Here is a 20031-nt window from a genome sequence, read left to right on the forward strand (position 1 = left end):
TTCCCCATGACGACCGAGCCCCGTGGACCCGTGGACTCCTCCCGGATCCCCCGCTACGCGGGACCCGCGACCTTCGCCCGGCTGCCGCGCCTCGACGAGGTGCCCCGCGCGGACATCGCCGTCGTCGGCGTGCCCTTCGACACCGGCGTCTCCTACCGGCCCGGCGCCCGGTTCGCCCCGGCCGCCGTCCGCGAGGCGTCCCGGCTGCTGCGCCCCTACCACCCGGCGCTCGACGTGTCCCCGTTCGCGACGGCGCAGGTCGCCGACGCCGGGGACATCCCGGTGAACCCCTTCGACATCAACGAGGCGATCGAGACCGTCGAGCACGAGGCCTCCCGCCTCCAGTCCGACGGCACGAAACTCGTCACCATCGGCGGCGACCACACCATCGCACTGCCCCTGCTGCGCGCGGTCGCCAAGCGGCACGGGCCGGTCGCCGTGCTCCACTTCGACGCCCACCTCGACACCTGGGACACCTACTTCGGTGCCGAGTACACCCACGGCACCCCGTTCCGCCGCGCCGTCGAGGAGGGCATCGTCGACACCGAGGCGCTCAGCCACGTCGGCACCCGCGGCCCCCTGTACGGCAAGCGGGACCTGGAGGAGGACCGCCGGCTCGGCTTCGGCATCGTCACCTCCTCCGACGTACTGCGCCGGGGCGTCGACGAGACCGTGGACGCGCTGCGGCAGCGCATCGGCGACCGGCCGCTGTACGTCTCCGTCGACATCGACGTCCTCGACCCCGCACACGCCCCCGGCACCGGCACCCCGGAAGCCGGCGGCATGACCTCGCGTGAGCTGCTGGAGATCCTGCGCGGCCTCGCCGGGCTCAACCTCGTCGGCGGCGACGTCGTCGAGGTCGCCCCCGCCTACGACCACGCCGACATCACCTCCGTCGCCGCGTCGCACGTCGCCTACGACCTGATCAGCCTGTTCACCCTGGACTCCGCCGGCCCTCGCGAGGAGCAGACATGACCACCAGCCCCCAAGCGGAGCAGCACGACGCCCCGTCGCTGACCGAGATCGAGACGTACGGGGTGGAGCGCATCCCGGACGCCGACCGCACCGCCCGGCCGCTCGACCTGTTCCGGGTCGCCTTCGGCGGCGCGAACACCTTCGCCACCTGCGTCCTCGGCGCCTTCCCGATCCTGTTCGGGCTCTCCTTCTGGCAGGGCCTGGCGGCCACCGGCCTCGGGCTGGCCGTCGGCGCGCTGATCCTCGCGCCGCTGGCCGTGTTCGGGCCGCTGAACGGCACCAACAACTCGGTCTCCTCCTCCGCCCACCTGGGCGTGCACGGCCGGGTCGTCGGCTCCTTCCTCTCCCTGCTGACCGCGGTCGCCTTCTTCTCCATCTCCGTGTGGTCCTCCGGCGACGCCCTCGTCGGCGGCGCGCACCGGATGTTCCACCTGCCGACCAACGACGGCGTCTACGCGCTGGCGTACGGCCTGTTCGCCGCGCTGGTGCTGACGGTGTGCATCTACGGCTTCCGGTTCATGCTCTTCGTGAACAAGATCGCGGTGGCCGCCGCCTCGTTGCTCTTCGTCCTCGGCCTCTTCGCCTTCGGCGGCGACTTCGACCCCGGCTACCAGGGCAGCTTCCACTCGCTGAGCACCCCGGGCTTCTGGCCGGCGTTCATCGGCTCCGCGCTGATCGTGCTCTCCAACCCCGTCTCGTTCGGGGCGTTCCTCGGCGACTGGGCCCGCTACATCCCCGCCGACACCCCGCGCCGCCGGGTCATGGGCGCGGCCTTCCTCTCCCAGATCGCGACGATCCTGCCGTTCTTCTTCGGTCTGGCGACCGCCTCGATCATCGCCGCGAAGGCCGGGAACTTCCTCGACCCGAGCGCCCCGGACTACGTCGGCGGCCTGCTGGCCGTCTCGCCGTCCTGGTACTTCCTGCCGGTCTGCCTGCTCGCGCTGATCGGCGGCATGTCCACCGGCACCACCTCGCTCTACGGCACCGGCCTCGACTTCGCGAGCGTCTTCCCCCGGTTCAGCCGGGTGCAGGCCACCGTGTTCATCGGCATCCTGTCGATCGCCTTCATCTTCGTCGGCCGGTTCGCCGCCAACCTGACCCAGTCCATCTCCACCTTCGCGACGCTGATCATCGTCTGCACCGCCCCGTGGATGGTCATCATGACCCTGGGCTTCCTCACCCGCCGCGGCTGGTACGACCCCGACTCACTGCAGGTCTTCAACCGCCGTCAGCGGGGCGGGCGTTACTGGTTCACGCACGGCTGGAACTGGCGCGGCATGGCCGCCTGGCTGGCCGCCGCCCTGCTCGCGGTCCAGTTCGTCAACCTCCCCGGCCAGTTCGTCGGCGCCCTCGGCGACCTCGCGGGCGGCGTGGACATCTCGCTGCCCGTCGGCCTGGGCCTCGCCGCGGTCCTCTACCTGGCCCTGCTGTGGCTCTTCCCCGAGCCCCGCGCCGTCTTCGGTCCCGAGGGCCCGCGGCTGGTGCGCGCCGTCGACACCCCGGTGCCGCCGATCACCGCCGCCGACGGCGCCCCCGTCGCGGCCCCCGAGCCCGCGGAGGTGTGAGCGGGATGCGCCTGATCGACCTGTCCGTGCCGCTGCGCACCGGCATGCCGGTCTACCCCGGCGACCCGCAGGTGGACATCCGGCCCGCGCTCACCGCCGCCCACGACGGGGTCAACGTCCTCCAGCTGCACATGGGGTCGCAGTCCGGCACCCACGTGGACGCCCCGTCCCACATCGAGGACGGCCTGCCCACACTGGACCAGCTGCCGCTGAACCGGTTCGACGGCCCGGCCCACGTCGTCGACGCCCGGGGCCTTCCGCCCCGGGCGGCCATCGGGACCGACCTGCTCGCCCGCGTCCGGGCGGACCGGATCGTACTGATCGCCACCGGCTGGTCCGCGCACTGGGGCACCGACGCCTACCACGACCACCCCTACCTGACCGAGGCGGCGGCCGCCCTCCTCGTCGCCCGCGGCATCCACACCGTCGGCATCGACGCCCTCAGCGTCGACCCGACCCCCGGCGACACCCTCCCCGCCCACCGCATCCTGTGCGGCGCCGACGCCGTCATCGCCGAGAACCTCACCAACCTCGCCGAGGTCCTCGACGCCCAGCAGAGCGGCCACGACGTCCACGTCAGCCTCTTCCCCCTGCACCTGCCCGGCGCGGACGGCGCACCCGTCCGCGCCGTGGCCCGGATCTCGGAGCCGAAGCCTTGAGCAACGACCACGACACCGTCCTCGCCGCGGCGGACGCCCTGATCGCCGCCTTCGCCGAGGGCCGCACCGACGCCTACTTCGCCGCCTTCGCGCCCGACGCCACCTTCGTCTTCCACACCACCGGCCGGCGCCTGGACTCCACCGAGGAGTACCGCGCCCTCTGGCAGCAGTGGACCGACGAGGACGCCTTCCGGGTCCTCGCCTGCGACTCGGCCGACCGCCACCTCCAGCTCCTCGGCGACACCGCCGTCTTCACCCACTCGGTGACGACCCGCGTCTCGACCACAGCGGGCGAGGAAACCCTCCACGAACGCGAGACCATCGTCTTCCACCGCACCACCGACGAGACCTGGCAAGCGGTCCACGAGCACCTGTCTCCCACGACCGTCTGACTGCGGACGGTTGAGGAGCGCCCCGTAAGGGGCGCGGGGAACTGCGCGACCAGCCACGACGGCGCCGCAGCCGACCGAGGCTGGCGCACGGTCCACGGCCACCTGTCTCCCACGCCCGCTGACAGCGCCCCGCAAGGGGCGCGGGGAACTGCGCGACCAGCCATGACGGCGCCGCACCCGGCCGACGACCCGACACGGCACCCCACCGCTCAAGGGCCCTCGTCCTCGAAGAGGGAAAGTTCGGCCCAGATCGTCTTGCCCTCCGTGGTGTGCCGGGTGCCCCACCGCTGGGTCAGCTGGGCCACCAGCAGCAGGCCCCGGCCGCCCTCGTCCCAGGTCTTGGCCCGGCGCAGGTGCGGAGCGGTGTGGCTGGCGTCGGAGACCTCGCAGATCAGGGTGGCCGCGTCGTGGATCAGCCGCAGCCCGATGGGATGGGCGCCGTACCGGATGGCGTTGGTGACCAGCTCGCTGACCACCAGCTCCGTCGTGAAGGCGGCCATGCTCAGGTCCCACACGTCGAGCTGCTCGACGACCTGCTTGCGGATCGGCGCGACCAGGGCCGGGTCCGCGGGGATGTCCCAGGACGCCACCCGGCTCGGCGGCAGCCCCTGCGTGCGGGCCAGCAGCAGGGCCACGTCGTCGGCCGCGCCACCGGACGGCAGCAGGGCGTGCAGGATCCGGTCGCAGGTCTCGTCCAGCGAGTCGCTGTACGCCGCGAGCGCCTCGTGGAGGAGCCGTCGGCCGGTGTCCGGGTCCCGGTGCCGGGAGGTGATCAGCCCGTCCGTGAACATCGCCAGGACCGTGCCCTCGTCCAGCGTCACCTCGGCCGACTCGAACGGCAGCCCGCCCAGACCCAGCGGGGGACCGGCGGGCAGGTCGAGCAGGTGCGGGAGGTGGCCCGGGCGCAGCAGGACGGGCGGCGGGTGCCCGGCGCGGGCCAGCGTGCAGCGCCGCGACACCGGGTCGTAGACGGCGTACAGGCACGTCGCGCCGACCTCGCCCGGGTTGCCCTCGCCGCCCTGCTCCTCGGAGAGCCGCAGCACCAGGTCGTCGAGGTGGGTGAGCAGCTCGTCCGGTGCCAGGTCGATGTCGGCGAGGGTGCGCACGGCGGTCCGCAGCCGCCCCATCGTCGCCGAGGCCTGCACACCGTGGCCGACGACGTCCCCGACGACCATGGCGACCCGCAGCCCGGACAACTGGATCACGTCGAACCAGTCGCCGCCCACCCCGGCCCGCGCCGCCGGCAGGTAGCGGGAGGCGGCCTGCAGGGCGGCGCTGCGCGGCAGTGTCCGGGGCAGCAGACTGCGCTGCAGGGCCAGCGCGGTCTCCCGCTCGCGCGAGTACCGGCGGGCGTTGTCGATGCAGACGGCGGCCCGGGCGGTGATCTCCTCGGCGAGCAGCACGTCGTCCGGCCCGAACGGGTCGAGCCGCCGGTGCCGCCGGAACACCGCGACCCCCAGGGTGGTGCCGCGGGCCAGGATCGGCACCGACATCGAGGAGTGCACGCCGAACTCGCGCACCCGCTCCCCGCGGACCTTGTTCCAGCTCAGCCACTCGTCCAGCTCGCCGGACGACACCGAGGCCACGATCGTGTGCCCCGCGGTCAGCGAGTCGGCCTGCGGTGAGGTGGCCGGGTAGACCTCGGTCTGCCCGGGCTTGAGGACCGCCTCGGGGACGCCGGGGAGCACGGACTGGTGTGCGATGCGGCGCAGGGTGACCGGCGCGCTCAGCCGGGCCGGGAGGTCGCCGCCGTCCTCCGGCGGGTCCAGCAGGTCGACGGTGACGAGGTCGGCGAGGGCAGGGACGCACACGTCCGCCAGCTCCTGGGCCGTCCGGATGACGTCGAGGGTGCTGCCGATCCGCACACTCGCCGCGTTGACCAGCTGGAGCCGCTCCCTCGCCAGGTAGTTCTCGGTGAAGTCGTGGGCGGCCAGGCTCACGCCCCGCACCCGCCCCGCGGCGTCGGTGACCGGCGCCACCCGGGCCAGCCAGGCGTGCGCCCGGTCCTCGCCGCCGCTCCGCGTGTACGTCTGTACGTCCAGCGGCCGGCCGGAGGCCAGCACCCGGAGCATGCTCCGCTCCAGGTCCCCGCTCTCCGGCTTGCCGCCGATCTCGGTGACCCTGAGCCCCTGGACCCGCTCTTCGGGCAGCCCGATGACCCGGGCCATCGCCTCGTTCATCCGGCGCAGCCTGAGCTGGTCGTCGTAGACCGCGATGGCGCACGGCGACTGCGTCAGCGTGGCCGTGGCCAGCGGATCGTCCGGGGTGCGCGGCCCGCCGCCGGCCAGCGGGGAGACCACCATCCAGTGGCCGGGCCGTTCGTCGTGGGCCGGGGTGTGGTGGGCGAGCAGCCAGACCGGGACCGTACGGCCGTCCCGGTGGCGGAGTCCGAGGGTGCCGTCCCAGCGGGTGCCGACGGGCGCGCGCGGTGCGACGTCCCCGGCGAGCAGCAGCGCCGCGGGCCGGCCCACGACGTCCTCGGCCGGGTGGCCGAGGAGCCGCCGCGCGCCCTCGCTCCACTCGGTCAGTGTGCCGTCCTCGCCGATGACCGCCCGGGCCGTCGCCGCATCGTCGAAGGGATAGACCCGGCTCATCTCGCCACTCCCAAGCGCACACTCACAGTCAACAGGTGCACCACTCGTGTTCAGGGTAGTGCTTCGGACCCTCCCGTGACCGGCAGGCGGCGGCGGGCGGCCGGTCGGTGCCGGGCCCTGTCCGGGGTACCGAACGGGGACCGGCCGCCGGGACGAAAGGGGAGGGCGGAGGCTTCCGGACCCTTGACGGACACAAGTGCCGCTCCGTCAGAATCTGTTTGTTCGCGATCAGTTGTGAGTAGATCTGGGCCCTGATGAGGGAGAGCCGCACCATGACGGTCACACGCAGATCGGTTCTGGCAGCCGCCACGGCAGCCCCGACGGCCGGCGTCCTGCTGGGCGCCCCGGGCGCCTGGGCGGCCCCGGACGCGGATACGTTCTCGCAGGTCAGGGGGCGCCGCACGGTCGCCCTGCGGGACGGCTGGCGGTTCGCGCTGGTCAATCCGGGCGGGATCACCGACCCGACCGGCGGCTACGCGGACGCCGCCGACCCCGGGTACGACGACTCGGCCTGGCGGCAGGTCGCCGTACCGCACGACTGGAGCATCGAGCAGACCCCCACCACCGACCACGGCACCACCGGCGGCACCGGCTTCTTCCCGGGCGGCCTCGGCTGGTACCGGCTCGCCTTCACCCTGCCGCCGGACTGCGCGGGCAAGCGGATCTCGGTGGAGTTCGACGGCGTCTACATGGACTCCTACGTCTACTGCAACGGCACCGAGGCAGGCCGCCACCCCTACGGCTACACCGGCTTCGCCTTCGACCTCACCGGCCTGCTGCACACCGACGGCAGCACCGAGAACGTCCTCGCGGTCAAGGTGCGGAACCAACTGCCCAGCAGCCGCTGGTACTCGGGCAGTGGCATCTACCGCGAGGCCCGCCTGGTGGTGACCGATCCCGTGCACGTGGCGCGGTGGGGGACGTACGTCACCACCCCGGACATCACCGCGGAGCGGGCCGTGGTGCGGGTGCGGACCGCAGTCGTGGACGAGTCCGGCGAGGGCGCGGACGTCACGGTGGTCTCCCGGATCGCCGACCCCGACGGCCGTACGGTCGCCCGCACCACCTCCACGGTCACGGTCACCGGTGCTGCCACCGAGACCCATGAACTGACCGTCGCGAGACCGAGGTTGTGGTCCGTCGAGGCCCCGCACCGCTACACCCTGCTCACCGAACTCCGGGTCGGCGGCATCGTCACCGACATATACCGCACGGTCTTCGGCATCCGCAGCTACCGCTTCGACCCCGACGAGGGCTTCTCCCTCAACGGCGTCCCCACCAAGATCAAGGGCGTCGACCTCCACCACGACCAGGGCGCCCTCGGCGCGGCGATCAGCGCCGACGCGGTGCGCAGACAGATGACCATCATGAAGTCGATGGGCGTCAACGCCTTCCGCACCTCGCACAACCCGCCCTCGCCGCAGATGATCGAGGTCTGCGAGGAACTGGGCATCGTGATGATGGTGGAGGCCTTCGACTGCTGGCGGACCGGCAAGACCACGTACGACTACGGCCGCTTCTTCGACGAGTGGTGCGAGGCGGACGCCACCGAGATGGTCCTCGCCGCCCGCAACTCGCCCGCCGTCGTCCTGTGGTCCATCGGCAACGAGATCCCCGACTCCACCTCCACCGCCGGCCTCGCCATGGCCGACCGGATCATCGCCGCGATCCGGGCCGCCGACGACACCCGCCCCCTGGTCATCGGCTCCGACAAGTACCGCAGCGTGCCCAAGCAGGGCTCCGCCGCCGACCTGATGCTGGCCAAGCTCGACGGACTCGGCCTCAACTACAACACCGCCAGGTCCGTCGACGCACTGCACGCGGCCTACCCGCACCTGTTCCTCTTCGAGTCCGAGTCCTCCTCGGAGACGTCCACCCGCGGCACGTACCAGGAGCCGGAACACCTCAACACCGGCGAGAACCACACCCCCGGCCGCCGCGCGACCTCGTCCTACGACAACAACCTCGCCTCCTGGACGATGAGCGGCGAGTACGGCCACAAGAAGGACCGGGACCGGAAGTGGTTCGCGGGCCAGTTCCTGTGGTCGGGCATCGACTACATCGGCGAGCCGACGCCGTACGACGTGTTCCCGGTGAAGTCGTCCTTCTTCGGCGCGGTCGACACGGCCGGCTTCCCGAAGGACATGTACCACCTCTTCCGCAGCCAGTGGGTGACAGAGCCGATGGTGCACCTGCTGCCGATGAGCTGGAACCACGAGGAGGGGGACACGGTCGAGGTGTGGGCCTACGCCAACGTGCCCTCCGTCGAGCTGTTCCTGAACGGAACGTCCCTGGGAGTACGGGAGTTCGACACCAAGGAGACCACCGACGGCCGCGCCTACCTGGAAACCACCGAGCCCACCGGCGACGACAAGACCTTCACCACCGGCCCCTACCCGGGCAGCTACACCAGCCCCAACGGCAGCGCGGGCAAACTGCACCTGGCCTGGAAAGTGCCCTACCGGCCGGGCGAGTTGAAGGCGGTGGCCCGGCGCGACGGCAAGGCGGTCGCGACCGACGTCCTGCGCACCGCCGGTGCCCCGCACGCCGTCCGCCTCACACCCGACCGCAAGTCCCTTGCCGCCGACGGGCGTTCGCTGGTCTTCGTGACGGCCGAGATCGTCGACGCGCACGGCGTGGTGGTGCCCGACGCCGAGCACCTCATCTCCTTCGCGGTGACCGGCGGTTCGCTCGCCGGGCTCGACAACGGCCGTGAGGAGAGCGCCGAGCGCTACCAGGCGAGCACCCGGTCCGCCTTCCACGGCAAGGCTCTCGCCGTCGTCCGCTCCGGTACGAAGCCCGGACCCCTCAAGCTGACCGCGCGGGTGGCCGGCCTGCGTACGGGCACCACGACCGTGCGCACCGCCCCGGCCCGCACCGCGGCGAGCACCCCCGCCCCGGACTTCGGCCCGGACCACCCGTCCCCGCCGGACTTCCCCTGTGCGGACGCCAGTTACTCCGGCCGGCCGGACACCCTCCCGGCCGCCATGCTCGACGGCGACCCCGCCACCGGCTGGTCCAACGCCTTCGCCAAGTCGGCCACCGCCCTGCTGCCCGCCTTCGGCGGTGCCCGGACCACCGACTGGGTGTCCGTCGACCACGGGCGCACCCGCACCTACGACCGGGTGGACGTCTCCTTCACCGTGGACGCCACCCACGCCCTCCCCGCCTCGGTCGAGGTGGCCGTCTGGGACGGCACGGCGTACCGGGCGGTGCGGGACACGGCCGTGGACTGGGCGACCGCCTCGGACACCCCGACCGCCATCACCTTCACCGCGGCACGCGGCTCCCGGATCCGGCTGACCCTGACCAGCGCCCACCCGGGGGCGGCCACGGGCGCGGTGCGGATCACCCGCCTCGACGTCTGAGGCGGCCGAGGAGACGGCTCAGCCGAGCATCGGCTGCAGCGCGCCCTCGTGCGTGAGCAGCCGTACCTTGTTCTCCACCCCGCCCGCGTACCCGCGCATCGAGCCGTCGGCGCCGATCACGCGGTGGCAGGGCCGGACAACGAGCAGGGGGTTGGCGCCGACCGCGGCGCCCACCGCCCGGATCTCGGACCGGGGCACGCCCAGCCGTGCCGCCAGTTCGCCGTACGTCGTCGTGGTGCCGTACGGGATGTCGTCGAGCGCCCGCCACACCTGCTGCTGGAACTCCGTCGAAGCCGTCGGCCGGCTCCGCGCCGGTCAGACACAGCTCGCCCACCGGGCTGTCGTACACGGTGTACACATCCATCTGATCCACCTGATCCACCTGATCCATCTGATGCCTCACATTCGTCGTCCCTCTCGCCTTGACAGCGAGTCTGGCGCGGCGCCACGCCGCCGACCGGCGGAAAACGGACATGGTTCTCGGGCCCCGCTGGTACCGTGGTGAGTCGGTCTTGACCTGCGGGTATTTACGGTGGAGTACCCTCGCGGTACCGTGAAGGGCATGCCAGCTCTCAACGTGGAGTTCAGCGACCGCGAACTCGAGGACCTGAGGCAGATAGCCAAGGAGCGCGGTACGTCGATGAAGGCCCTTGTCCGTGAGGCGGCCGCCGCCGACATCGCCCGCCACCGGGCGCTGCAGGAAGGGGCGGAGGAATTCCGCCGTTTCTTCGCGGCGCACGCCGCCGAGTTCGCCGCGGCGTTCCCGGACGACGAGCAGCCGCCCGCGAAGGGCGAGGCCGCCTGAGCCATGCCGCCGGTCATCCACATCGACGTGCCCTGGCTGCTCCAGCGCCATGAGGAAGTCATGCCGGAGCAGCCCACCATCAACGACTTCTCCGCGCTGGTCGCCGCCGTCGCCCGGCACCGGGTCGACCCGCCGCGCCTCGGTGTGGACTCCGACGCCGCCTGGCGGGCCGCGGCCCTGCTGCACACCCTCGCTCTGCTCAAGCCGCTGCCCTCGGCCAACGCCCGGTTCGCCTGCGCGACCGCCGTGGCCTACATGTACGTCAGCGATGTCGGCATCGACCCGCCCTACGGCGCCCTCGTCGACCTCGCCCGTGACCTGATGAGCGGCAAGGCCGACGTCTATGCCGCGGCGGACCGGCTCCGTTCCTGGCAGCTCTGACGCCTGCCCGGACGTGCAGGGAGAGCTGCCCCGAGAACCTCGGGGCCGCCGGCCGAGGGCGGGAGGAACGGGGCCGGCGGCCTGTTTCGCGCGGAAGAGCCGCCGTTTCGCGCGGGGCCTCGTGAGGAGGGCCGGTCATCAGTGGACCACCCGTGCGGGCGGGCCGGGAGCGTGCGCGCGGGACCGGTGCGGGCGCACGGTTCACACGGGGTGCGCGGAATGGTGAATGCGGCCATGAAGGGGCAATAGCCACCGCCGTCTTTCTGACTTTCTGTCAATGCTGTCGATGTTGTTCAGGCGCCTTGTTGCTTGTGTGAGACTTGTGCGAAGGTGAATACCCGCGCGGGGTAAAGGCCTGGTCCAATTCGGCAGTTGAGGAACGCGACCGACACCGTACCGACACCGTGCCGGCGAATTCCCGCCCTCCGCAGGCGCACCGAAGAGGTACGCACCACCGCACCAAAGGAATCCGCTCCGTGTCCACCCCCCACCCGCCTCGCCCTTCCTATCCGCCGCCGGGTGGTGGTGCGGGGGAGTCCGACGAGTCCCTCGCCGCGCCGCTGCGAGCCGGTTCGGACATCGAGGCCTCCCGGTCCGCCGCGTTGCTCATGGCCCGGCACTGGCGGCCCGTCCAGGAGTACGCGGTCATCTGCCTGGCTGCCTCGGGACCCGTCGCGCACATGGTCGCGGCCGCCGCCTTCCACCAGGTCCTCGACCGGGTGGCCCTCGGCGAGACGGCCGACGCGATCCGGCCGCGGCTGCTCGTCTCCGTCCGCGACACGGTCGCCAACTGGGCCGTGGAGGACCGAATAGCGGAAGTTCTCCCGGACCTCGGGAAACCGGCCGGCGGGCGCGGTATGCGCGCCACGAAGTCCATGACCCCGGAAAACCGCACCCTCGCGGAGCGTTCATTCCTGGGCCTTCCGGCGCTCGCCCAGAGCCTGCTCTGGCACGCCGAGGTGGAGGCGGAACCGATAACCGTACCGGCCGGTCTGTTGGGCATGGACACGGCAAGCGCGTCCGCGGCTCTCGAGGACGCCCGGGAGAAATTCCGCGAGGGCTGTGTCCGCGCCCACCGGGAACTCGCGCCGTCCCAGGAGTGCCGCTACTACAACCGGCTCCTCGACGTGCCGATCCGCCGCGGCGGTGGCCTGCTGCCGGACGTCCGGGCGCATCTCGCGGAGTGCCCGTACTGCAGGGCCGCCGCCGAGCAACTCGGCCATGTCGAGGGCGGACTGGGCGTGCTGCTGGTCGAGGCGGTGCTCGGCTGGGGGGCCCGCCGCTACCTCGACACGCGCCCGGGGCGCAAGGGCGGTGCGGAGGCTCCCCTCACCCGCGCCGCCGCCCGGCGCGCCGGAGGCGGCGGTCGGCGGCGCGCGGCCGACCGGACGACCCGGATCCTCGCCCGCATCCCCGTGGCGGTACGCCGTCCGCCCGGCTCCTGGTCGTCGAAGACGCTGCTGACCAGTGTCGGGGTGGCCGGCGCGGGACTGCTCGCCTCCGTGCTCGCGGTCAGCACGCTGTCCGGCGGCGGCGACGGCAGCGACGCCGTCGCCACCGCGGGTCTGGTGCCCGGTGACTCCGAGCCCGAGGCGACGCCCACCTCCGGCACGGCCGGGCTGCCCGCCGCCGACCACACGACCCGGCTGCGCAACGCCGCCGCCCAGCTCTGCCTGGACGTCAACGGCGAGCCGAAGACGGGGGCGAGCGTCGTGCTCGCGGTGTGCTCCTCGGCCTCGACCCAGCAGTGGACGTACGAGAGCGACGGCGAACTGCGCAGCGCGGCCGGCCAGGACCTGTGCCTGGACTCGCACGCGGACGCCGGGGTGGTCATCCTCGGCACCTGTGCCCACGAGGGCGCCGAGCGCGGTGGGGACGTGCGCTACGGCCTCACCGCCCAGGGCGAGTTGCTGCCGCGCTGGGACGAGACCCTCGCCCTCGGGACGGGCGGGGTGGACCCCGGCTCGGACATCGTGGTCAAGGTCCGCGACCACACCAGCGGCCAGCACTGGCTGACCGACGCGCCGGTGCCGTCGCAGAGCCGCGGCTCGCTCTCCATCGCCGGGAGCGGGGGGCCTTCGGCGCAGCCGGCGGGACTGGCCGGCCACTAGGCGCTGCGCGGGGAGGCCGGGGGGGGTGTGGTGCGTCGTCCGCGGCGCCGTCGTGGCTGGTCGCGCAGTTCCTCCCCCGGGCCTTCGGGCCGGGGGTACCCCCAGCGCCCCCGACAGGGCGCTGTTGTCGGGCCCGTTACGGGGCGCTGTCCTCCGCGTCCGGCCCCTGGGACCGGACGCGCTCCACGTGCTCCAGGGAATCGCGGAGTTCCGTCAGCCAGTCGTCGGTGTGGCGCTGGACCAGGCGTACGCACCAGGCCAGTGCCTCGCTGCGGCTGCGCGCCACGCCGCCGGCGATCAGCGTGTCCAGGACCTCCCGCTCGGGCTGGCGCAGCCGGGTCATCACCGGTGCGGCCACGTGCGTGAACAGCGCCCGCTGACCCGAACACTTCACGCCCCAGGAGACCTTGCGCCGGAACCGGTGCTCCGCCTCCCGTGCGACGGCCATCCGGTCCTCCCGGGTGCGCTCCCGGAACTCCTGGATCCGGCCCTGTACGGCTGCCTCCCGCTCTGCGTCCGACGCGTCGTCGGCGAGCTTGGGGCCGGGAATGCGCCCGATGACGGTGACCTCCTCGCGGTCGACCGTCACCTCGACCAGTTCCTCGAAGAGATCGTCGGGCAGGCGGCCGGCGAACCAGCCGCGGATCTTGTCTCGCTGCTCTTGGGTAATCATGTAATGACGATTACTCCGTTGCAGGACAAGGGCAAGGGCTTGCCCGGAAGTCCGCCGACAGCGGAAGCGGAATGTTTCAGGACGATTAACGAGGCGATGGGATCAGGCCATCTGGCTGCTTCGGGCGATCAAGAACCGCTCCGTTGAGCGGTTGACGCGTTCGAATTCCGTGACTTCACGCCACTGATTCAATACGCAAGGTTACTGAAACCTGTGGGTTCGATGTGTGTTTCGGCGGCGGACTCGGCAGAGTGGCGCCCGCCGCCCCGGCACCCACCGGGCCGAGGGCGGCACCCGTCGAATCGAGCGGAAGGATGCACACAATGCGAACCACCGCGCGCTGGGCAGCGACCATCGGCCTTACGGCCGCCGCCGTCTGCGGACCCCTGACGGGGGCCGCCGTCGCCGCCCCGAGCTCGCTCTACGCCCCCTCGGCCCTGGTGCTCACCACCGGCCACGGCACAGCGGCGGCGACCGCCACGCCCGAGCGCGCCGTCACCCTGAACTGCGCCCCCAGCCCCTCCGGGACCCACCCGGCGGCCGCCGAGGCCTGCGCCGAACTACGCGGCGCCGGCGGCGACCTGAACGCCCTCGTACCCAAAGCCGACGTGTGGTGTACCAAGCTCTACGACCCCGTCGTGGTCACGGTGGAAGGCGTCTGGCAGGGCAAGCGCGTCTCCTACGAGCACACCTTCGGCAACCAGTGCATGCGGGACGCCTACGGGACGCACGTCTTCGCTTTCTGAGCCCGGGATCGCACGGTCCTCGTGACTGCCGGACAGGTCCGCAACTGGGGAGTGCGGCCCCTGGAGCGGGGAACCTGCGATCTCGCACCGGGGGGCGGACGGGTGGTGTGGGGCTGCCCGTCCGACCCCCCGGCACCACCGCCGCTCCCCGGCGTTCCCGTCACGGGAATGCCGGGGAGCGGTGGAGAACGTCCCGGCGCCCCTTCGGGGGCGCCGCGGGTGCCCCCGGCCGAAGGCTGGGGGAGGAACTGCGCGACCAGCCGTGTCACACCCGCGGACGACAACGGCGAGGGGCCACCGTCTCCCTGCTGACGGCGGCCCCTCAGTTACTGCGGCTCTGCGGAAGTCACATGTGGACGACCGGCGCCGCGTCCGGGTCCTGCTGCGGCACCCCCTTGCGGAACAGGACGAACGCGATGACCGCGCCGACCGCGAACATCCCGGCCGACCACCAGAACGCGGTCGTGTAGCTCTCGATCGTCGCCTGCGCCTGCACCAGCTTGCTGGTCGCGTCCTTGCCGGCCAGGTAGTCCGTCGCCGCACTCGCCGCGAGCGTGTTCAGCAGCGCCGTGCCGATCGAACCGCCCACCTGCTGCATGGCGTTGACCGTCGCCGAGGCGACACCCGCCTCGTCGGCCGTCACCCCGCCGGTGCCCAGCTGCATGGCCGCCGGCATGACCAGGCCCAGGCCGAGGCCGGTGATGATCAGCTGCGGCAGCACCGCGCTGACGTAGCTGGAGCCGACACCGATCCCGGTCAGCCAGGCCATGCCGGCCGCGGAGACCGCGAACCCCAGCGGGACGACCACCTTGGGGCCGAGCCGCGGCACGAGAACCTGGGTACCGATCTGTGCGGTCACCATCAGGCCGCCGATCATCGGCAGGAACGCCGCGCCGGTCTTCGTCGGGCTGAAACCGAGGTTCAGCTGCAGGTAGTAGGTGAGGAAGAGGAACACGCCGAACATGCCGCCGGCGGAGATCAGCACGGCGAGGAGCGAGGCCCCCCGGTTGCGGTCCATCAGAATGCCCAGCGGCAGCAGCGGGTGCGCGGACTTGGTCTGCCACCACGCGAAGGCCGCAAGGAACGCGACGCCGGCGATCAGGAAGCCCCAGGTCAGCGGCGAACCCCAGTCGTGCGACTCGGCGTTGGAGAAGCCGTAGACCAGCGAGAACAGACCGGCCGCGACCAGGACCGTACCGGGGACGTCCAGCTTGGCGTTCCCGGCGTCGCGGTGGTTGTGCAGCAGCGCCATGCCGCCCGCGAAGGCGACGACCGCGATCGCGACGTTCACGTACAGGGTCGAGCGCCAGTCGAACGTGTCGGTGAGGACACCGCCGAGCAGCAGGCCCACCGCACCGCCGGCACCGGCGATGGCACCGTAGACACTGAACGCCCGGGCCCGCTCACGGGCGTCGGTGAACGTGGTGTTGAGGAGCGAGAGCGCGGTCGGGGCGAGCAGCGCGCCGAAGGCGCCCTGGAGGGCCCGCGCGGTGACCAGCATCCCGAAGCCGTTCGCGGCACCGCCCAGCGCCGACACGGCGGCGAAGCCGACGACTCCTATGAGGAAGGCGGTCTTGCGTCCGAACAGGTCGGCGATCCGGCCGCCGAGCAGCAGCAGGGACGCGAAGCTGAGGGCGTACGCGGTGACGATCCACTGCCGGTTGCCGTCGGAGAACCCGAGGTCGGCCTGGGCGGACGGGAGAGCGATGTTCACGATGGTGGCGTCGAGCACCACCATCAGCTGGGCGACGGCGATGACCGCGAGGATCCACCACCGCTTGGAGGAGGCGACCGGCGGTGCCTCCTCGGTACCGACGCGGACGTCGTCGGCCAAAGTCTTCTCAGACATGCGGGAACCACTCCAGGGAAGTCGTTCGGGATTTACCAGGAAGCCGTTTCGTCGACACGGCATCTACAGCACCGCGAACGAAACGGTTTCGTACACATCGAACCCTAGACCACTTTCAGCGAAACGGCAACGTTTCGCTGGGAAGGGGTGAGTCGTTCGCCGCAGCGTGCATATTCCTTGACAGGAATATAACTGTCCGGGCATATTGCAACCATGTCCGCCGACACCCTCTGGACCGCCCTGGCCGACCCCCATCGACGTGCCATAGTCGGCCTCCTCCTCACCCGCCCGCGCCCCGTCGGCGAGATCGTGGACGCGTGCGGCCTCAGTCAGCCCAGCACGTCCAAGCACCTCAAGGTGCTGAGGGAGGCGGGCCTGGTCCGGGTCCGGCAGGACGCGCAGCGCCGCGTCTACGCCCTGGACCCGACACCCATCGCCGAACTCGACGCCTGGCTGGCCCCCTATCGCCGGCTGTGGAACAGCAGCCTGGACACCCTGGGCCGCCGCCTGGACGAGACGGCGGACGACCCGGAAGCCCCCACCTCGAAGGACTGATCCCCATGCCCGCCGAACTCACCGGCACCTACGTCACCCTCGACGACGGCCGCCCCGCAGTCCGCTTCAGCCGCCTGTACGGCCACCCCGTCGACCGCGTCTGGCACTTCGTCACCGACCCCGACGAACTCGCCGGGTGGTTCCCGTCCCGCGCCGAGTTCGACCTGCGCCCCGGCGGTGCCGTCAAGTTCACCGGCGACCCGAACATGCCCGAGTCGCACGGCACCGTGCTCGCCGTCGACCCGCCCCGGAACCTGACCTTCGACTGGGGCGGCGACGAGATCCGCTTCGAGCTGGAGGACGCCGGTCCCGACGGGACCCGCTTCACCCTCACGCACGTCCTGGGCGAGGAGAACACCGCCGCCCGCAACAGCGCCGGCTGGGAGGTCTGCCTCGCCGCCCTCGACGCCAAGGCCCGCGGCGAGCGCTTCCCGGGCCCGCACGCCGGCGTCACCGCGCCCTGGAAGGAGTACTACCAGGGCTATCTCGACGCCGGCCTGCCCTCCGGCGCCCCCGTCCCCGGCATCGACGCCTGACCGGTCACGCCAGCTGCCGTCGCACCAGTTCGTGCAGGCGCCCGCCGGTGTCGGCGAGCAACTGGGCGGGCGGGCCCTGCTGGGCGACCTTGCCGTCCTCCATCACGATCACCCGGTCGGCGTCCAGGACCGTGGACAGCCGGTGGGCGATCACGATCCGGGTGGCGTTCAGCTTGCGGGTGCTCTCGATGACCGTGCGCTGGGTGTCGTTGTCGAGCGCACTCGTCGCCTCGTCGAAGAAGAGGATGCGCGGACGCCGGATCAGCGCCTGGGCGATCATCAGCCGCTGCCGCTGGCCGCCGGAGATCGCGCCGCTCCCGGCGACGATGGTGTGCAGTCCCATCGGCATCCGCTTGATGTCCTCCGCGAGCCCGGCCATCTCGGCCGCCGCCATCGCCTCCTCGGGGGTGTAGGGCTCGGTGCCGCAGATGACGTCCAGGATCGAGCCGGTGAACGGCTGTGCGTGCTGGAGCACCACCCCGCACTGGCGGCGGACCGCCGACTGGTCGAGGGCGCCCAGGTCCTGGCCGTCGTAGAGCACGCTTCCCGAGACCGGTCTGTCGAAGCCGATCAGCAGCCGCAGCAGGGTCGACTTGCCGCAGCCGCTGGGGCCGACGACCGCCACGAACTCGCCCGGGCGGACGGTGAAGGAGACGTCGTCCAGGACCAGGGGACCGTCGTCCGAGTACCGGAAGGACAGGCGGCGGGCCTCCACGGCCCCGGACAGCGGGCCGGGGCGGGTGCTGGCGGTGCGGACCTCGGGGGCGGCCTCCAGGACCGGCTTGATCTCCTCGAAGAGGGGGAGCGCGGCCACCGCCGACACGAAGGAGCCGGTCAGCTGGGTGACCGAGGTGAGCAGCATCGTCACCGACGTGTTGAAGGTGAGGAAGGCCGCCGCGTCCATGGCGCCCCGCGCCGGTCCCGCGAGCAGCATGAACATCAGCAGGGTGCAGACCGGGAGGTAGACCGAGCCCAGCACCGTGGTGAGGTTCTTGATCCGGCCCACCTTCTGCTGGAGCTCCCGGCTGCGCGCGAACTCGCCCGCCCAGGCCGCGTAGGCGTAGTTCTCGGCGGCCGCCACCCGCAGCTTGGGCAGGCCCCGCAGGGTCTGGAAGGCCTGGTTGTTCAGCTTGTTGCCGAGCACCACGAGCTTGCGCTGCCAGCGCACCTGCCACAGCCCGAGCCCCAGGAACAGCGCGGCGATGACGACCAGCATGGCAAGGGCCGCCAGTGCCATCGGCACGCTGTACCAGAACAGCAGGCCCAGGTTCATCGCCCCGACGGTCACCGACTGGGCGACCACCGGGCCGACCCCCGCCAGCAGCCGGCGCATCGCGCTGACGCCCATCGCCGCGCTGGCCAGCTCGCCGGTCGAGCGCTGGGTGAAGAACTTCGTCGGCAGCCTCAGCAGCCGGTCCCAGACGGCCGGTTGCAGGGTCGCCTCGATCCGGCCCTCCAGGCGGAGGATCGTCAGGTTCTCCAGGAGCGTGAACGCGGCCGACACCACGGCGCTGATCATCACCGCCAGGCAGACCTGCACGATCAGGTCCGTCTGGGCCTTGGGCACGTAGTCGCCGAGCACCCTGCCGGTGGCGATCGGCACCAGGGCGCCGATCGCCACGGTCACCAGTCCGGCCAGCAGCAGGTTGCCCATGTCGCCGCGCGTACCGCGCAGGCTGAACCGGAGCAGGCCGAACGGGCTGAGCGCCCTGTCGGGCAGCGGCCGGTAGAACATCACCGCGCGCGGCTCGAACTCCGCCGCGTTCGCCTTCTCGATCGGGGTCTCGCGGCCGGTCGCCGGATGGACGGCCACATAGCCGCCGCGCCGCCACAGCAGCGCCACGGGAGCGCCGGACAGGGCGCGGTGTCCGACCAGCGGGCCGACGTTGTCGTGCCACCAGCGGCCGTCGAGCCGTACCGCCCGGGTGCGGACCCGGGAGGCGAGGGCCACCCGTTCGACCGGGTCGATGCGGTCGCTCTCGGTGCCGCTCTGCGCGGGTTCGGCGAGGGTGATGCCCGCGGCCTCGGCGACCAGCCTGCACGCCGCGTAGGAGGCGTCCGCGTCCGCGGCCGTGGTGCGCTTGCCCGCCTTGCCGATGGAGGCGAGCAGCGTGCGGTCGGCCTGGGCCCGGACCGCCTCACCGGCCCTGATGCCGGCCGCCGTACGCGTCTCGTGGGTGCGCTCCAGCTGCTCGATCCACCGGTCCAGGGTGGTCAGCAGCCGGTACTGCTGGTCGACCATGCTCTGCCACAGCGCCGGGTCCATCAGCAGGTCGGCGGCCGCCTCCGCGCCGTACAGCGAGCCGTACTGCACGCTGCCCGGCGGCACCTGCATCCAGAAGACGTCGTCGTCGGTGGGGGCCGTGGCCCGCTCGCCGTCGGTCATCGGGGCCTGGAAGAGAACGGACAGGCCGCGGCCCACGCCGAGCGCGAGCGCGTATTCCAGGGGGCTCGTGGTCGGCGGTACGTACTGGGGGTTGCCGTACTCGTCGTAGGACCAGGTCTGGGTGTTGGACGGCTGGTACAGCTCGCGCAGACCGATGCGGTGCACGACGCAGTCCCGCAACGGGCGTGCCACCAGGGTGTGCTGCGGTCCCGCGACCGGGCCGAGCAGCAGCGCGCCGGCCTCCAGGCGGCCCAGGTGGTGCCAGTGGCCCTGCTGTTCGGCGTCCACCGCGAACAGGTCGAGGGCGCCGGACGCCACCAGCCACAGCACCTGCGGGCCTTCGAGGTCGAGGCGGGTGAAGCCGGTGCAGTCGATCCGGTTGCCCAGTGCCCCGAACGCGCCGATCACGACGTCGCCTTGGTCCACGGTCGTCATC

15 protein-coding genes and 1 pseudogene are annotated in these 20031 nt (G+C 72.1%); 11 read left to right on the top strand and 5 right to left on the bottom strand.

Annotated features, from left to right (window positions below; all coding sequences use genetic code 11):
- Positions 1-6 precede the first annotated feature (6 nt).
- From speB to ACFY0K_RS02675, 4 genes are read left to right on the top strand one after another with little or no spacing between them, the layout of a single operon-like run.
- Positions 7-975 carry an agmatinase gene (gene speB, locus ACFY0K_RS02660; protein WP_351955151.1) on the top strand — a complete coding sequence of 323 codons (969 nt, stop codon included), beginning with the start codon at positions 7-9 and terminating at the stop codon, positions 973-975.
- Positions 972-2540: a purine-cytosine permease family protein gene (locus ACFY0K_RS02665; protein ID WP_390638253.1), complete on the top strand. Its 1569-nt coding sequence runs from the start codon at positions 972-974 to the stop codon at positions 2538-2540. Before speB ends, ACFY0K_RS02665 begins: the two co-directional genes overlap by 4 nt.
- 5 nt (positions 2541-2545) lie before the next feature.
- Entirely contained in the window at positions 2546-3199 is a 654-nt protein-coding gene (locus ACFY0K_RS02670; protein ID WP_390638254.1) for a cyclase family protein, read from the top strand.
- Entirely contained in the window at positions 3196-3591 is a 396-nt protein-coding gene (locus tag ACFY0K_RS02675; protein WP_390638255.1) for a YybH family protein, read from the top strand. The genes ACFY0K_RS02670 and ACFY0K_RS02675 overlap by 4 nt, the downstream gene beginning before the upstream one ends.
- Before the next feature lie 209 nt (positions 3592-3800).
- Here ACFY0K_RS02675 and ACFY0K_RS02680 read toward each other — a convergent pair whose 3' ends face one another.
- Positions 3801-6185 (bottom strand): SpoIIE family protein phosphatase, encoded by a 2385-nt coding sequence (locus tag ACFY0K_RS02680; RefSeq protein ID WP_390638256.1) that lies wholly within the window; start codon positions 6183-6185, stop codon positions 3801-3803.
- A gap of 272 nt (positions 6186-6457) precedes the next feature.
- Between ACFY0K_RS02680 and ACFY0K_RS02685 the strand changes: the two genes are divergently transcribed.
- Positions 6458-9553, top strand: a complete 3096-nt coding sequence (locus tag ACFY0K_RS02685; RefSeq protein WP_390638258.1) for a glycoside hydrolase family 2 TIM barrel-domain containing protein — start codon at positions 6458-6460, stop codon at positions 9551-9553.
- A gap of 18 nt (positions 9554-9571) precedes the next feature.
- Here ACFY0K_RS02685 and ACFY0K_RS02690 read toward each other — a convergent pair.
- Positions 9572-9850: pseudogene (locus ACFY0K_RS02690) on the bottom strand (methylated-DNA--[protein]-cysteine S-methyltransferase); the annotation flags it as partial.
- A 265-nt stretch (positions 9851-10115) separates the two neighbouring features.
- On the opposite strand from ACFY0K_RS02690, the gene ACFY0K_RS02695 reads away from it, so the two are divergent.
- From ACFY0K_RS02695 to ACFY0K_RS02705, 3 genes are all read left to right on the top strand, one after another.
- Positions 10116-10358 (top strand): hypothetical protein, encoded by a 243-nt coding sequence (locus ACFY0K_RS02695; protein WP_351486516.1) that lies wholly within the window; start codon positions 10116-10118, stop codon positions 10356-10358.
- A 3-nt stretch (positions 10359-10361) separates the two neighbouring features.
- Complete coding sequence (locus ACFY0K_RS02700) at positions 10362-10739, top strand: toxin Doc (RefSeq protein ID WP_293991433.1); 378 nt, start codon at positions 10362-10364, stop codon at positions 10737-10739.
- A 476-nt stretch (positions 10740-11215) separates the two neighbouring features.
- Complete coding sequence (locus tag ACFY0K_RS02705) at positions 11216-12850, top strand: RICIN domain-containing protein (protein WP_390638259.1); 1635 nt, start codon at positions 11216-11218, stop codon at positions 12848-12850.
- 136 nt (positions 12851-12986) lie between these two features.
- Here the strand turns inward: ACFY0K_RS02705 and ACFY0K_RS02710 are convergent, their stop codons facing one another.
- A complete protein-coding gene (locus ACFY0K_RS02710; protein ID WP_390638260.1) occupies positions 12987-13523 on the bottom strand; it encodes a hypothetical protein in 537 nt (178 codons plus the stop codon).
- 323 nt (positions 13524-13846) lie between these two features.
- Between ACFY0K_RS02710 and ACFY0K_RS02715 the strand changes: the two genes are divergently transcribed.
- On the top strand, positions 13847-14269 hold the full coding sequence (locus tag ACFY0K_RS02715) for a subtilase-type protease inhibitor (protein ID WP_382721469.1): 423 nt from the start codon (positions 13847-13849) through the stop codon (positions 14267-14269).
- A gap of 346 nt (positions 14270-14615) precedes the next feature.
- Here the strand turns inward: ACFY0K_RS02715 and ACFY0K_RS02720 are convergent, their stop codons facing one another.
- Positions 14616-16118, bottom strand: a complete 1503-nt coding sequence (locus ACFY0K_RS02720) for an MFS transporter (RefSeq protein WP_390638261.1) — start codon at positions 16116-16118, stop codon at positions 14616-14618.
- 213 nt (positions 16119-16331) lie between these two features.
- Between ACFY0K_RS02720 and ACFY0K_RS02725 the strand changes: the two genes are divergently transcribed.
- The gene (locus tag ACFY0K_RS02725; RefSeq protein WP_388712829.1) at positions 16332-16673 is read left to right on the top strand and encodes an ArsR/SmtB family transcription factor; all 342 of its coding nucleotides are present in this window, start codon (positions 16332-16334) and stop codon (positions 16671-16673) included.
- Between the two features lie 5 nt (positions 16674-16678).
- The gene (locus ACFY0K_RS02730) at positions 16679-17209 is read left to right on the top strand and encodes an SRPBCC family protein (RefSeq protein WP_390638262.1); all 531 of its coding nucleotides are present in this window, start codon (positions 16679-16681) and stop codon (positions 17207-17209) included.
- 4 nt (positions 17210-17213) lie between these two features.
- On the opposite strand, the gene ACFY0K_RS02735 is transcribed toward ACFY0K_RS02730, so the two are convergent.
- Positions 17214-20030 (bottom strand): NHLP bacteriocin export ABC transporter permease/ATPase subunit, encoded by a 2817-nt coding sequence (locus ACFY0K_RS02735; RefSeq protein ID WP_390638263.1) that lies wholly within the window; start codon positions 20028-20030, stop codon positions 17214-17216.
- Between the last annotated feature and the right edge of the window lies 1 nt (position 20031).

Origin of the sequence: Streptomyces sp. NPDC001507 (assembly GCF_042894765.1) — a bacterium.
Taxonomy (GTDB): Bacteria; Actinomycetota; Actinomycetes; order Streptomycetales; family Streptomycetaceae; genus Streptomyces.

Bases quoted from the DNA above. Each gene is read 5' to 3' on its own strand.
- speB (WP_351955151.1), top strand. From the start codon at position 7: ATGACGACCGAGCCCCGTGGACCCGTGGACTCCTCCCGGATCCCCCGC.
- ACFY0K_RS02665 (WP_390638253.1), top strand. From the start codon at position 972: ATGACCACCAGCCCCCAAGCGGAGCAGCACGACGCCCCGTCGCTGACC.
- ACFY0K_RS02670 (WP_390638254.1), top strand. From the start codon at position 2,546: ATGCGCCTGATCGACCTGTCCGTGCCGCTGCGCACCGGCATGCCGGTC.
- ACFY0K_RS02680 (WP_390638256.1), bottom strand. From the start codon at position 6,185: ATGAGCCGGGTCTATCCCTTCGACGATGCGGCGACGGCCCGGGCGGTC.
- ACFY0K_RS02685 (WP_390638258.1), top strand. From the start codon at position 6,458: ATGACGGTCACACGCAGATCGGTTCTGGCAGCCGCCACGGCAGCCCCG.
- ACFY0K_RS02695 (WP_351486516.1), top strand. From the start codon at position 10,116: ATGCCAGCTCTCAACGTGGAGTTCAGCGACCGCGAACTCGAGGACCTG.
- ACFY0K_RS02700 (WP_293991433.1), top strand. From the start codon at position 10,362: ATGCCGCCGGTCATCCACATCGACGTGCCCTGGCTGCTCCAGCGCCAT.
- ACFY0K_RS02710 (WP_390638260.1), bottom strand. From the start codon at position 13,523: ATGATTACCCAAGAGCAGCGAGACAAGATCCGCGGCTGGTTCGCCGGC.
- ACFY0K_RS02715 (WP_382721469.1), top strand. From the start codon at position 13,847: ATGCGAACCACCGCGCGCTGGGCAGCGACCATCGGCCTTACGGCCGCC.
- ACFY0K_RS02720 (WP_390638261.1), bottom strand. From the start codon at position 16,118: ATGTCTGAGAAGACTTTGGCCGACGACGTCCGCGTCGGTACCGAGGAG.
- ACFY0K_RS02725 (WP_388712829.1), top strand. From the start codon at position 16,332: ATGTCCGCCGACACCCTCTGGACCGCCCTGGCCGACCCCCATCGACGT.
- ACFY0K_RS02730 (WP_390638262.1), top strand. From the start codon at position 16,679: ATGCCCGCCGAACTCACCGGCACCTACGTCACCCTCGACGACGGCCGC.
- ACFY0K_RS02735 (WP_390638263.1), bottom strand. From the start codon at position 20,030: ATGACGACCGTGGACCAAGGCGACGTCGTGATCGGCGCGTTCGGGGCA.